Consider the following 12,924-nt stretch of genomic DNA (forward strand, 5'->3'; position numbering starts at 1 on the left):
GTCTTAGCGGCGCGGCGCGCCGAAGACGCGCATCAACAGCCAGACCGGGACCACGATGACCGCGCCGAGCAGGAAATAGCGCCACAGCCAGTTGATGGTGTCGAAGCCGAGATCCCAGAGACGCTGGAACAAGAGGCGAATGCTGTAGAGGATGTTCCAGGGGTCGAAGCCGATCGCCGCCAGCACGACGCCGACCAGGACAGAGAGCAGGACCAGGCGAAACGCGACCGCCAGCGGCGAGCCGCCGAGAAAGCGGTTCAGGCCGTCACTGCGGCCGGCCGGCAAATCTCTGACGTCTTGGACCATCTGGAAACTCCTTGGGCGGATTCGACCCCATTATAGGGCACGGCGAGGCACATGGGGAACCCGCAACGGGGCGTCAATCAGCTTACCGCATTTTAATTCGGACAAGCGCCAGAGCTATAATTTGGGTGTGCTGCCCGCCGCGGGCTCCTAAACCTCTCCCGCTCGCGGGAGAGGTCGACGCGAAGCGTCGGGTGAGGGCTCTCTCCTCTGGGGGAATCCCACAGTGGAGGCACCCTCTCCCCAACCCTCTCCCGCAAGCGGGAGAGGGGGCGCACCTCCGCCCAGGCGTTAGTCGGGGCTCATCGCTGCACACTTCAAGCCTCAACCTCCGCCGCCTCCGCCTTCAGCATCTTTTCCAGCGTTTCCAGCCGGTCGGCCTCCCGCGGCGGCTTGTCCCAGCGCAACCGGCTGATGCGGGGGAAGCGCATGGCGACGCCGGATTTGTGCCGTGGTGAGCGCTGGAGACCTTCAAATGCCACCTCCAGCACCAGCCCCTTGTCGGGCTCGTGCACGACATGACGCACGGGCCCGAATTTCTCCGTGGTGTTGTTGCGGACGAAGCGGTCGATCTGGAGCAGCTCCTCGTCGGTGAAGCCAAAATAGGCCTTTCCGACCGGCACCAGCTCGTCGCTGTCCGCGCCTGCGGTCCAGACGCCGAACGTGTAGTCGGAATAATAGGACGAGCGCTTGCCGTGACCGCGCTGCGCATACATCAGCACGGCGTCGATGATGTGGGGATCGCGCTTCCACTTCCACCATTGCCCCTTCGGCCGTCCCGGCAGATAGGGCGCATCGCGCCGCTTCAGCATCACGCCCTCGACGGCGTCCGCGTCCTCGCCGGCGCCGGCACTCGCAGGATCGGCGCGCGCGGCGGTCAACGCCTCCCAGCTTGCGAACGGCACCGTGGGCGACAGGTCGATGCGCGGATCGTCGAGCGTCCCGATGAAGGTTTCCAACCGTCCGCGCCGTTCCGCGAAAGGCAGCTCGCGCAGATCGTTCTCGTCGTCGCCGAGCAGGTCATAGGCGCGGAGGTGAATCGGAAACTCCTTGATCAGCTTTGGCGAGACGACCTTGCGATTGAGCCTCTGCTGAAGGACGTTGAAGCTCTGCACGCGGCCCTCGCGCAGGATCAGAAGCTCGCCGTCGATCGCACCTGGCAGGCGCAGCGACGGCACCAGGTCCGGAAAGCTTCCCGTGATGTCCTCGCCGGTGCGCGAATAGAGTCGCGCCGTGATGTGGCCGCGGTCGTCGCGGCCTGCCACCGCCTGCACGCGGATGCCGTCCCATTTCCATTCGGCGATGTAGTCGGCGGGATCGAGCGCGGCGAAATCCGTATCCTCGATCGCATGCGCCAGCATCACGGGGCGGAACGGCGCGGGGTCGCGATTGACCGGCTTGTCGCCGCGGCCCTCCAGCCAGGCGAACAGGTCGAGATAGGGCGGCGCGAGCCCGGGCCAGATCAGCTCGACCTCGTGCGGATCCTTGTCGCCGAGCGCCGCCGCGGCGGTCTTTGCCAGCCGTGCGGAGATGCCGATCCGCAGCGCGCCGGTGACGAGCTTCAGAAGCGCCCAGCGGCCAGTCTCGTCGAGCTCGTCGAGCCAGCGTTCGAGCTGCTTCGGCAGCTCGGTCTTGCCGAGGGTGCGGAGCGTGGTGACGACCTCGGTGAGGGTTGGGGGAGGCGGGTTGTTGTGGTTGCGGGCGTGGAGTGCATCGCTGACATCTCGCCCGGAGTACCCCCCTCCCTGACCCTCCCCCACATCCGCCTTCGCTCTTCGAGCTACGGCGGACAAGAGGGGGGAGGGAGTGCGTCCCTCATGCAAAAATGGTTCGCTCGCGTTTGCCGACGTCTTGCTTGTCGACTGCTCCGAACTCTGTTGCATTCCCTCCCCCCTTTTGTCCGCCGAAGCTTTAGCGAAGGCGGATGTGGGGGAGGGCGGGGGAGAGGGGTGGCCCGGAAAAGATTCGTCGTTACCGAGCACCTGCTTCGGCCACATCAGCGCCACCGTTTCCGAGAGATCGCCGACGTAGTCGTAACTCAGCCCGAACAACACCTCATCCGTGCGCGCCGCGATCAGATCGCGGATCAGTGCCGGCTTGGCGTGCTTGAAGCTGAGTGCGCCGGTCAGCGCGGCCAGCGCATAGCCGCGGTCGGGATCGCCGACCTCGCGAAAGTAGCCGGTGATCAGCCGCAGCTTGTTGTTGCGGCCGGGCTCGTAGGCGAGGCGGTCCAGCAGTTCGGCGAAGCGATTCATGCTTCGGCCTCATCAGTGAGTGGCGACTCGCTCTCCCCCTCGTCGCCATAGCCGACGAGATCGAGCGGCTGCGCCCGCAAACCCTGCGACTTGCACCAATGCACCAGCGCGTCTTCCTGGCCGTGCGTGACCCAGATCTCGCCGGCGCCGGTCGCGGTGATCGTGGCGGTGAGGCCGTCCCAGTCGGCGTGATCGGAGATCACGAGCGGCAATTCGACGCCGCGCTGCCGCGCGCGGGCGCGCACGCGCATCCACCCCGACGCAAAGGCGGTAACGGGATCGGGAAAACGGCGTGTCCAGAGATCGGACGTTGCCGAGGGCGGCGCCAGGGTGATGGTGCCGGCGAGCCCCGGCTTCTTCACGCCAATCACCGGCCTGAGCTCGCCGAGCGCGATGCCGCGGCTTTGATAGTACTCGGTGATCTTCTCCATCGCGCCATGCAGATAGATCGGCGCGTCATAGCCGGCCTGCCGCAGCAGCGCGATCACGCGCTGGGCCTTGCCGAGCGAGTAGGCGCCGACGAGATGCGCGCGCTCCGGAAACAATGCGACCGAGGCCAGCAGCTTCCTCACCTCGTCGGCCGCATCGCCGTGGCGAAATACCGGCAGGCCGAACGTTGCCTCGGTGATGAAGACGTCGCAGGGCACGAGCTCGAACGGCGTGCAGGTCGGATCTCGCGCGTCCTTGTAGTCGCCGGAGGCGACGATGCAGGTGTCCTTGCATGTCACCGCGATCTGCGCCGAGCCCAGGACATGGCCGGCCGGGTGGAATTTCACGCTGACATCGCCAAGCCGGATCTCCTCGCCATAGCGGATGGCTTGCGTCGATCCGGCGAAATCCTCGCCATAGCGCAGCCGCATCATGTCCAGCGTTTCCTGCGTCGCCAGCACCGCGCCATGGCCGGCACGGGCGTGGTCGGAATGGCCGTGGGTGATCACCGCCCGCTCGACCGGGCGCACAGGATCGATATGGAAGCCGCCGGGCTTGCAGCACAGGCCGTCAGCAGTTGGCAGCAGGATGTCTTGCGGACGCATGTGCGTCATATAGGCAGCGCCCACCCCAAATTAACCCGTCATGCGCGGGCTTGACCCGCGCATCCATCCACTTAAAAAGTTCCTTTTTTGATGGATTGCCGGGTCAAGCCCGGCAATGACGAGCCGAGTCCGATGCCCCTGCGCCTTTTCCACTCTTCCGGCGATCTCATGGCCGACCGCCGCTTCGAGTTCGCGCGCGACCTCCAGCTCAAGGGCGATCTGCCGGCCGCTGCCGACCTGCTGGAGCAGGCGATCGAGCTCGCCCCAAATTTCGCTTCGGCCTGGTTCACGCTCGGCGAGATCCGTCAGCAGCTCGGCGAGCGCGACAAGGCCATCGCGGCGTTGCGTAAATCGCGGGAGTTCGATCCGGAGGATCAGCATGGCGCCGGCCTGCATCTGATACGGCTCGGCGATGCGCAGATGACGGAGATGCCCAAAGCCTATGTGCAGGCCCTGTTCGATCAATATGCGCCGCGCTTCGAGCACGTGCTGATCAACGATCTCGGCTATCGCGCGCCGTCCCTGATCTTCAAGGCGGTGCTGGCCGCGCGGGTCGCCGCGAAGAAGCCCGCCTTGTTCAAGCGCGCCATCGATCTCGGCTGCGGCACGGGCCTTGCGGCAGCCGCCTTCGCAAGGCAGGTCGATCATTTCACCGGCATTGATCTGTCGCCCGGCATGATCAAGGAGGCACGCGCGACGGAGCTCTACGCCGAGCTCGAAGTCGCCGACATGATCGAGGGCCTGCGCGGCAAGGCTGATGCGAGCGCGAACCTTGTCGTGGCGGCGGACGCCTTCGTCTATCTCTCCGATCTCGCGCCGGTGCTGACCGAAGCCGTGCGCGTGCTTGCATCGGGCGGCGTGCTCGCCTTCACGCTGGAGACGCATGACGCTGGCGGCGTCGTTCTCGGCGAAGGCCTGCGCTATGCCCATTCCGCGGAATATGTGCGCGGCGCCATGGCCAAGGCCGGATTCAAGCTCCTGACATTGGACCCGGCATCGCCGCGCAACGAGAACAACGAGCCGGTGCGCGGCCTCGTCGTCGTCGCCGAGAAAACTTGAGTCTAGGCGCTATACGCGCCGATTTGAGCGTCATTGCGTCGCAAAGCTGCGACTTCCCACTTGCGAGCCGTGCCGCGATGCCAGCACAATGCGCGCAACAGGGAGAAACAAACAATGACGAAGAATCCATCGCGGCGCGATTTCAGCGCCGCCGCGCTCGCCACCATCGCCGCATCGACGCTGCCTGCGCCTTACGTCTGGGCCGCTGACAAGAAATACGACGCCGGCGCCAGCGACACCGAGATCAAGATCGGGCAGACCGTGCCGCATTCCGGCCCCGGCTCGCTCTATGGCGTGCTCGGGCGCATCGGCGAGGCCTATTTCCAGATGCTGAACGAGAAGGGCGGCATCAACGGGCGCAAGATCAAATTCCTCACCATGGACGACGCCTACAGCGCGCCGAAATGCGTCGAGGCGACGCGGCGCCTGGTCGAGCAGGAGGAAGTGCTGGCGCTCTACGGCTCGCTCGGCACCGCGCCGCAGACCGCCGTGCACAAATACCTGAACTCGAAGGGCGTGCCGCAACTGCTGCTCAACACCGGCGCGTCGAAGTGGAACAACCCGAAAGAGTTCAAATGGACGATGGCGGGCCTGCCGCTCTATCCGACCGAGGCACGCATCCTGGCTCGGCACGTCGTTGCCGTGAAGCCGAACGCCAAGATCGGCATCCTCTACCAGAACGACGATTTCGGCCGCGACTTCCTCGGTCCCTTCAAGAAGGTGCTGGCCGATGCCGGCGGCACCGCGCAGGTGATCATGGAGCAGACCTACGATCTGACCGAGCCGACCGTCGATTCCCAGCTCATCAATCTCTCGAAGTCGGGCGCCGACGTGTTCTACAACATCTCCACCGGCAAGGCGTCGTCGCAGTCGATCCGGAAAGTGGCTGAGCTCGGCTGGAAGCCGCTGCAATTGCTCTCGGCGGGCTCGACCGGCCGCTCGATCCTAAACGCCGCGGGCCTCGAGAATGCCGCCGGCATCGTCGCCATCCGCTACAACAAGGAAGTCGGCCTGCCCAAATGGGAGAAGGACCCGGACGTGATGGCGTTCGAGGAGTTGCGCAAGAAATACACGCCGGCGATCGATCAAGACAACACCATCGCCTTCGCCGGTTACGGCCAGGCCGTCACCATGGGCGAGATTTTGCGCCGCTGCGGCGATGATCTCACCCGCGCCAACGTCTTGAAGCAGGCGTCGAATCTCAACGGCTTCCACTCGCCCTATTTCCTCGACGGCGTGAATTACAGCTACACGCCCGACGACTACACGCCGATGAAGACGCTCTTCATCTCCACCTTCAGCGGCAAGGACTGGGACATCTCCGACAAGCCGATGTCGGAGTAGGGGGCGCGCACGCCGCTGTCTCTTCCCCTCTCCCCGTTCTTACGGGGAGAGGGTCGGGGTGAGGGGCTCTCTCCGCGCGGACGGGGGCAGTTGGACTCGCGGAGGCTCCCCCTCACCCGCCGCTTCGCGCCGGCCTCTCCCCGCAAGCGGGGAGAGGCGAAGAAGCCCACCCCCTCGACGAACCCATCCCCACGGCTTACCTGTGATGCCGTGCCGCCCCGCATCCTCAAAACCTCGGCCGAGCCGGCTGCGCTGCTGCCCGACCGCTTCCAGGCGTGGTTCGCGGGCCGCGGCTGGTCGCCGCGCGCGCATCAATTGGCGCTGCTGGCGAAGGCGCGCGAGGACGCTAGCGCATTGCTGATCGCGCCGACCGGCGCCGGCAAGACGCTGGCGGGATTTCTGCCGACGCTGGTGGAGCTGAGTGATGCGCCCAAGGCTTCGACGAAAATGGCTTCGACGGAAATGGCCCCGGCGAAGGCCGTGGTCTCCACCGGCCGCACCCTGCAGCGCTCCGGCGGTCTCCACACCCTCTACATCTCGCCGCTCAAGGCCCTCGCCGTCGACATCGCGCGCAACCTCGAACTTCCGGTCGCCGAGATGGGGCTGCCGATCAAGATCGAGACCCGCACCGGCGACACGCCGGTGTCGCGGCGGCAGCGCCAGCGGCGCTATCCGCCGGACATCCTGCTGACGACGCCGGAGCAGCTCGCGCTGCTGCTCTCCTCCGACGACGCGCCGTTCCTGTTCTCCTCGCTCAAGCGCATCGTGCTCGACGAGCTGCACGCGCTGGTCACCTCCAAGCGCGGTGACCTGTTGTCGCTCGGGCTGGCGCGGCTGTGGCGGCTGGCGCCCGAGATGCGCGCGATCGGCCTGTCGGCGACGGTGGCCGAGCCGGAATCGCTGGCGCGCTTCCTGGTGCCGCAACCGAAGGACAAGGCCGAGTCGGCCGACATCGTCACCGCCGGCGGCGCGGCGCCGCCGCTGGTCGAGATGCTGGATACGCGCGAGCGCCTGCCCTGGGCCGGTCACAGCGCGCGCCACGCCCTTGCCGAAGTCTATGACCTGATCAAGCAGAACAAGACCACGCTGGTCTTCGTCAACACCCGCAGCCAGGCCGAGATGCTGTTCCAGGATCTCTGGCGCATGAACGACGACAACCTTGCCATCGCGCTGCATCATGGCTCGCTCGACGTCGCCCAGCGCCGCAAGGTCGAGGACGCGATGTCGGCCGGCAAATTGCGCGGCGTGGTCTGCACCTCCTCGCTCGACCTCGGCGTCGATTGGGGCGACGTCGATCTCGTCGTCAATATCGGCGCGCCGAAGGGCTCCTCGCGCCTGATGCAGCGCATCGGCCGCGCCAACCACCGCCTCGACGAGGCCTCGCGCGCCGTGCTGGTGCCGGCGAACCGCTTCGAGGTGCTGGAGTGCCGCGTCGCGATCGACGCCATCGCGGAGAATGCGCAGGACACGCCGCCCTTGCGTACCGGCGCGCTCGACGTGCTGGCCCAGCACGTGCTCGGCCGCGCCTGCGGCGAGCCGTTTCTCATCGACGAGCTCTATGACGAGGTGCGCACCGCCGCACCCTATGCCGATCTCGCGCGGCGGGATTTCGACGACGTCGTCGATTTCGTCGCCACCGGCGGCTACGCGCTGAAGACCTATGAGCGCTTCGCCCGCATCAAGCAGGACAAGCAGGGCCGCTGGCGCGTCGCCAATCCAAAGGTGCGGCAGAGCTATCGCCTCAATGTCGGCACCATCGTCGAGGAGCCGATGCTGAAGGTGCGCCTGGTGCGCTCGCGCACCACCGGTGCCGGCGCGACCGGCCCGATCGCGCGCACCGGTCGTGTGCTCGGCGAGATCGAGGAATATTTCATCGAGGGCCTCACCCCCGGCGACACCTTCGTGTTCGGCGGAGAAGTGGTGCGCTACGAGGCGCTCGCCGAAGACCAGGTCTATGTCTCCCGCGCCGCTGACAAGGACCCGAAAGTGCCGTCCTATATGGGCGGCAAATTTCCGCTCTCGACCTATCTTGCGGAGCGCGTGCGGCGCCTGCTCGACGACAGGCGCGCGTGGGGCGGCCTGCCCGAGCAGGTGCGCGACTGGCTGTCGTTGCAGAAGGATGTCTCCCGCGTCCCCGGCGTGCGCGAATTGCTGGTCGAAACCTTTCCACGCGGCAGCAAGCACTATCTCATCTGCTATCCCTTCGAGGGGCGCCTCGCGCATCAGACGCTCGGCATGCTCTTGACGCGCCGGCTGGAGCGGATGCGCGCCCGGCCGCTCGGTTTCGTCGCCAATGAATATGCGGTCGCGATCTGGGGGCTCGGCGATGCCTCCTTCATGATCCGCAATGGCCAGCTCGATCTCGACGCGCTGTTTAATCCCGACATGCTCGGCGACGACCTCGAGGCCTGGCTCGCGGAATCCGCGCTGATGAAACGCACCTTCCGCAACTGCGCGCTGATCTCCGGCCTGATCGAGCGCCGCTTCACCGACGAGGACAAGAGCCGCCGCCAGGTGCTGTTCTCGACCGATCTGGTCTACGACGTTTTGCGCAAACACCAGGCCGATCACGTGCTGCTGCGCGCCGCCCGCGCCGATGCCGCCACCGGCCTGCTCGACCTGCGCCGCCTCGGCGGCATGCTCGCCCGCATCCGGGGCCGCATCACCCACCGGGAACTCGACCACGTCTCCCCGCTCGCCGTCCCCGTGATGCTGGAAATCGGCCGCGAGTCAGTTTATGGCGAAGCTGGAGACGAGCTGTTGGCGGAGGCCGCCGACGAGCTCGTCAAAGAGGCGATGTCGTAGACTGTTCGCGCGAATGAATTTTTGGGGCACCACTCCTTCCACATCGTCTTGCCCGGGCTTGACCCGGGCATCTACGCCTTTCCGCCGGCACGGTCATCCCGGGGCAATGCGAAGCATCGAACCCGGGATCTCGAGATTCTCAGGTGCGCAATTGCGCACCATAGTTCGCGCTAACGCGCGCCCCGGAATGACGGAGAGAAAGGTGGCACGTGGATGGCCGGGCACAGGCGAGCGGAAGCGACGCCGTTCTTCGAACGGCTACGCCCGGCCATGACGGAGAACGTTGCGCTATCGATCACTTCAACGCGCGCTCTCGATGTCGCCGGCGTGTCGTTTCACGTCGATCTCTCCGGCGCGCTGTTCTGGGAAGAGCAGCGCCTGCTCGTCGTTTCCGACCTGCATCTGGAAAAGGGCTCGAGCTTCGCCACGCGCGGCGTGCTGCTGCCGCCTTACGATACGATCGCAACGCTCGGCCGCCTCGCTGCTGTCATCTCCCGCCATGATCCCCGTGTAGTCATCGCGCTCGGCGACAGTTTTCACGATCGCACCGCGCATGAGCGCCTTTCCGCGGAGGATCGCGACGCCGTCGCCGCACTCCAGAGCGGTCGCGACTGGATCTGGATCTCGGGCAATCACGATCCGATGCTGCCGCGCGATCTCGGCGGCACCATCGCCGACGAAATCGCGATCGGCCCGATCACCTTCCGCCACGAGCCGACCGGCGGGCATGGCGAGATCGCCGGCCATCTGCATCCGAAGGCCCGCGTCTCCGCGCGCGGCCGCTCGATGGAGCGTCGCTGCTTCGCCAGCGACGGGATGCGCGCCGTGATGCCCGCCTTCGGCGCCTATGCCGGCGGCCTCAGCATCCGTGATGCGGCGTTCGCAAAGATCTTTGCCAGCAATGGTTTTGTCGCCCATCTCCTCGGCGACCGCCGTGTCCACGCCATCGCCGCGTCGCGGTGCTATTGAGGACGCGACCATGCTGCCCTCGCTTCATGATGATTTTGTCGTTGCTTACGAGGTGAACTGCGAAGCCCGCCAGATCAAGCTTCACACAAAGCCCGATCCCAGAGACGTTGCAAAGCGCGAGCAGCCGCCCCGAACCATCGTTTTCAATGGTGTGGAGGGATATCAATTTGATGACGACGCATTCGGAAACATCATCTCCTCATTGGCGGCTGTCTCCATTGAGCAGGTGTTTGCGGACTACGGCTCCAGGATCGCGGAGTCTTATCGAATGGCGGGTGCCCCGGGGCCATGGGCTGCCGATTTGGCTGCTGCGGCGCAGGCGCTCGCGGCAAAGGGCGTTAAGGGCTTCGTTCTAAATTCGTCGTATGGCCTTTCTGGCTGGGTGCTGGCCAAAGAAGCTTTGGTCAACCCTTAGCCGTCGGCTCGCTAAGCCGCCTTCGCCTGCACGTCGTCGCAAAACTCCGCCAGCCGATCCGCGAGCCGCAGCGTCGCGGGGCTGGCGCCCGGCGCGGCCATCAACGCCACTTCGGTCCGGTTGATCGGCGCAAAGCCGTCCTTGGCGGTCAGCACGCGGTGATCGGGCTGGATCGACATTTCGGACAAGATGCTCAGGCCCATGCCGGCGGCGACGGCGGCCTGGATGCCGGCGAGGCTCGATGAGGTATAGGCCATGTGCCAGATGCGGCCCGCGCTTTCCAGCGCGTGGATGGCGCCGGCGCGGTAGAGGCAGCCGAGCGGAAAGCCGATCAGCGGCACCGACGGCGCGCCGGCATCGATCGGATGGCTCTTGCTGGTGACCCAGTGCACCTGCTCCGGCCACACCGCGATGGCGCCCTTGGCGCCGGCCTCGCGCTTGTAAAGCGCAAGGTCGAGCTCGCCGCGATCGAGATCGCGAGCGAGATTCTTGCTCTGGTCGGCACGCACGTCGAGCCGCAGCCCCGGATGCGAGCGCGCGAACGCGCCCAGCAGTTTCGCCAGCCGGTACGCCGCAAAATCCTCGGGGATACCAAGCCGGATCGCGCCCTCGCTGTCGGGCTGGCTCAGCACGTCGCGCGCCTCCTCGGCGAGCGAGAGCAGCCGCCGTGCGTAGGACAGCAGCCGTTCGCCGGCCTCGGTCGGGCGCACGTCCTTGCCGTCGCGATGCAGCAGCACCTGACCGACGTCCTCCTCCAGCCGCTTGATCTGCTGGCTGACGGTCGATTGCGTGCGGTGGACGCGTTCGCCGGCACGGGTGAAACCGCCGGCATCGACCACCGAGACGAAGCTGCGCAGAAGCTCGAGATCGAGCATGGGCGCCTCCATTCGAAAATCAACTGATCAGAAGTTAATCATTTAATTTCCAAATGACAAGCCGGGTCTCTAGATCGAGGGCTCAGGAGAAATGCCCACATGTCGCTCGCCCCCTCGATTGCCGTTCCCCGCAGCCGCTTCAATACGCTTCCGCTCGCGATCGGCCTGTTCTGCCTGCTCTGGAGCTATGCCTTCGTCGCCGGCAAGATCGGCGTCACCCATTGCCCGCCGCTGATCCTGCTCGCCGCGCGCTTCTCGCTCGCCGGCATTCTGATCATCGGTGCCACGCTGATCCGCGGCGACCACTGGTCGCTGTCGTGGCGCGATTCCGCGATCTTCGCCGTGCTCGGCATTGCCAACAACGCGCTCTATCTCGGGCTCGGCTATACCGGGCTGCAATCGGTCTCCGCCGGCCTCGGCGGCCTGATCGTCTCGGCCAATCCGGTGTTCACGGCGGCGCTCGCAGCGCTCCTGCTCGGCGAAGGCATGACCTGGCGCAAGGCGGGCGGCCTGTTGCTCGGTATCATCGGCGTCACCGCGATCGTCTGGCATCGGCTGTCGGTCGGCACCGATTCATGGCACGGCATCGTCTTCACGCTGGCCTCGCTCGCCTCCATCGTCGCCGGCACCATCCTGTTCAAGCTGCTCGCCCCGAAGGGGTCCTTGTGGATCGGCAACGGCGTGCAGAATCTCGCCGCCGGCATCGTGCTGACGCCGGTCGCGCTCACCTTCGCCGATGTCCATGCGATCGACTTTACGGCGAGCCTGATCGGCGCCTTCGCCTTCCTGGTGCTCGGCGGCTCGATCCTGGCCTACTGGCTCTGGTTTCATCTCCTGAAAGTGTGTGGCGCCACCGCCGCCAGCGCCTACCATTTCCTGATGCCACCGCTCGGCATGCTGTTCGCGTATCTCGTGCTCGGCGAGCATGTCGAGGCCCGCGACCTGCTCGGGATCATCCCGGTCGCGCTCGGCATCTATCTGGTGACGCGGCCCGCCGCGAAGCCTGTGTCGTAGGAGGAGTTATTCATGCCCATCTCCATCACCCTGATCGGCGGCCCGACCGCGCTGATCGAGATCGACGGCTTCCGCCTGCTCACCGATCCGACCTTCGACGACGCGCACACCGCCTATCAGCTGCCGCATGTGACGCTGGAGAAGACCATCGGCCCTGCGATGAAGGCCGATGCGATCGGCCCGGTCGACGCGGTCCTGCTCAGCCACGACCAGCATTCGGACAATCTCGACAATTCCGGCCGCGACTTTCTCAAACATGTGAAACGCGTGCTGACGACCGAGGCCGGCGCGCAGCGCCTCGGCGGCCATGTCGAGGGCCTCGCGCCCTGGGCGACCGCCCATCTGAGGGATCGCGACGGCAATTCGCTGACGATCACCGCGACGCCCGCGCGTCACGGTCCGGCCGGCATCGAGCCGCTGTCGGGCGACGTCATCGGCTTCGTGGTGTCGTCGAGCCGGAAGGACACTACCTCGGTCTATATCAGCGGCGACACCACCTGGTTCGACGGCGTCGCCGAAGTCGCGCGCCGGTTCAAGTGCGGCGTGGTGCTGCCCTTCGCCGGCGCCGCGCAGACGCGCGGGCCGTTCCATCTCACCATGGACACCAACGATACCATCGAGACCGCGCGCGCCTTCCCCGATGCGGTGATCGTGCCGCTGCACACCGAGGGCTGGGCGCATTTCCGCCAGAACGGCGAGGATTTGCGCAAGACCTTCGACGTGCTGGGTTTCGGGCCGCGGCTGCGGTTGCTGGAGCCGGGCGTGCCGACGGTGGTGGAGGCGCCGTAGCTCTCCGCCGACGCTGGTGCTAGCCACCAGCGTCGTCCCGGCGAAGGCCGGGACCCATACCC

The 12,924-nt window shown here is 66.2% G+C and carries 11 protein-coding genes; 7 read left to right on the forward strand and 4 right to left on the reverse strand.

Features of this window, described 5'->3' with window-relative positions:
• Positions 1-3 precede the first annotated feature (3 nt).
• The 3 genes from ACXJMY_RS12560 to ACXJMY_RS12570 form a co-directional block, all read right to left on the reverse strand.
• On the reverse strand, positions 4-306 hold the full coding sequence (locus tag ACXJMY_RS12560; protein ID WP_456619645.1) for a DUF6460 domain-containing protein: 303 nt from the start codon (positions 304-306) through the stop codon (positions 4-6).
• Positions 307-620: 314 nt separating this feature from the next.
• Positions 621-2,558 (reverse strand): ATP-dependent DNA ligase, encoded by a 1,938-nt coding sequence (locus ACXJMY_RS12565; protein WP_456619646.1) that lies wholly within the window; start codon positions 2,556-2,558, stop codon positions 621-623.
• The gene (locus ACXJMY_RS12570; RefSeq protein ID WP_456619659.1) at positions 2,555-3,592 is read right to left on the reverse strand and encodes a ligase-associated DNA damage response exonuclease; all 1,038 of its coding nucleotides are present in this window, start codon (positions 3,590-3,592) and stop codon (positions 2,555-2,557) included. The genes ACXJMY_RS12565 and ACXJMY_RS12570 overlap by 4 nt, the downstream gene beginning before the upstream one ends.
• A gap of 132 nt (positions 3,593-3,724) precedes the next feature.
• On the opposite strand from ACXJMY_RS12570, the gene ACXJMY_RS12575 reads away from it, so the two are divergent.
• The 5 genes from ACXJMY_RS12575 to ACXJMY_RS12595 all read left to right on the forward strand — a co-directional run bounded on the left by ACXJMY_RS12575 (position 3,725) and on the right by ACXJMY_RS12595 (position 10,184).
• A complete protein-coding gene (locus tag ACXJMY_RS12575) occupies positions 3,725-4,651 on the forward strand; it encodes a methyltransferase domain-containing protein (protein ID WP_456619647.1) in 927 nt (308 codons plus the stop codon).
• A 114-nt stretch (positions 4,652-4,765) separates the two neighbouring features.
• Positions 4,766-5,995 carry an ABC transporter substrate-binding protein gene (locus ACXJMY_RS12580; RefSeq protein ID WP_456619648.1) on the forward strand — a complete coding sequence of 410 codons (1,230 nt, stop codon included), beginning with the start codon at positions 4,766-4,768 and terminating at the stop codon, positions 5,993-5,995.
• Between the two features lie 210 nt (positions 5,996-6,205).
• Entirely contained in the window at positions 6,206-8,800 is a 2,595-nt protein-coding gene (locus ACXJMY_RS12585; protein ID WP_456619649.1) for a ligase-associated DNA damage response DEXH box helicase, read from the forward strand.
• Positions 8,801-9,070: 270 nt separating this feature from the next.
• Positions 9,071-9,769 carry a ligase-associated DNA damage response endonuclease PdeM gene (gene pdeM, locus ACXJMY_RS12590; protein WP_456619660.1) on the forward strand — a complete coding sequence of 233 codons (699 nt, stop codon included), beginning with the start codon at positions 9,071-9,073 and terminating at the stop codon, positions 9,767-9,769.
• Between the two features lie 10 nt (positions 9,770-9,779).
• The gene (locus tag ACXJMY_RS12595) at positions 9,780-10,184 is read left to right on the forward strand and encodes a hypothetical protein (protein ID WP_456619650.1); all 405 of its coding nucleotides are present in this window, start codon (positions 9,780-9,782) and stop codon (positions 10,182-10,184) included.
• 11 nt (positions 10,185-10,195) lie between these two features.
• Here ACXJMY_RS12595 and ACXJMY_RS12600 read toward each other — a convergent pair whose 3' ends face one another.
• Entirely contained in the window at positions 10,196-11,059 is an 864-nt protein-coding gene (locus ACXJMY_RS12600; protein ID WP_456619651.1) for a LysR substrate-binding domain-containing protein, read from the reverse strand.
• Positions 11,060-11,158: 99 nt separating this feature from the next.
• On the opposite strand from ACXJMY_RS12600, the gene ACXJMY_RS12605 reads away from it, so the two are divergent.
• Positions 11,159-12,073 carry a DMT family transporter gene (locus ACXJMY_RS12605; RefSeq protein WP_456619652.1) on the forward strand — a complete coding sequence of 305 codons (915 nt, stop codon included), beginning with the start codon at positions 11,159-11,161 and terminating at the stop codon, positions 12,071-12,073.
• Positions 12,074-12,085: 12 nt separating this feature from the next.
• Positions 12,086-12,862: an MBL fold metallo-hydrolase gene (locus ACXJMY_RS12610; protein ID WP_456619653.1), complete on the forward strand. Its 777-nt coding sequence runs from the start codon at positions 12,086-12,088 to the stop codon at positions 12,860-12,862.
• The last annotated feature ends 62 nt before the right edge of the window (positions 12,863-12,924 follow it).

Source organism: Bradyrhizobium sp. P5_C12 (genome assembly GCF_054049735.1).